1 protein-coding gene is annotated in these 500 nt (G+C 53.0%); it reads left to right on the top strand.

Features of this window, described 5'->3' with window-relative positions:
* A partial coding sequence (locus tag MST27_RS22250; protein WP_243608017.1) for an efflux RND transporter periplasmic adaptor subunit occupies positions 1–500 on the top strand: 500 nt, incomplete at both ends.

Here is a 500-nt window from a genome sequence, read left to right as displayed (position 1 = left end):
ACAGCGCAAGTTGTGCCTCGTCTCTCAGGTGTCGTTGAAGCGGTCAAAGTCGATTTGGGCGAACAGGTGAAACAGGGGCAAGTGCTTGCTGTGATCGCGAGTACCGACCTGTCGGAACGTAGAAGCGAGTTCTACGCGGCACAAAAACGTCTTGCATTGGCTCAGAAAACCTATCGACGCGAAAAGGAGCTGTGGGAAGAGCGTATTTCTGCAGAACAGGATTATTTACAGGCACAACAGGCTCTACGGGAAGCAGAGCTGACTGTTGCGAATGCAAAAGCACAGCTACAAGCGCTTGGTAGTGATGCTGGCAAGCCAGACGCATTGAGCCGCTACGAACTCAGGGCGCCGTTCGATGGGATGATCGTTGAGAAGGACATCACGCTCGGTGAGTCAGTCAATACCGACGACCAGATATTCATCATTTCCGATCTCTCTACCGTTTGGGCAGATATCAGCGTTCCTGCCAATGCACTCAGCGCGGTACGAGTCGGCAGCAA

It is taken from the genome of Stutzerimonas marianensis (genome assembly GCF_022810315.1).
Classification (GTDB): domain Bacteria; phylum Pseudomonadota; class Gammaproteobacteria; order Pseudomonadales; family Pseudomonadaceae; genus Stutzerimonas; species Stutzerimonas marianensis.
Note: the sequence above shows the minus strand (reverse complement) of the source record. Positions and strands in the feature narration are given on the sequence as shown.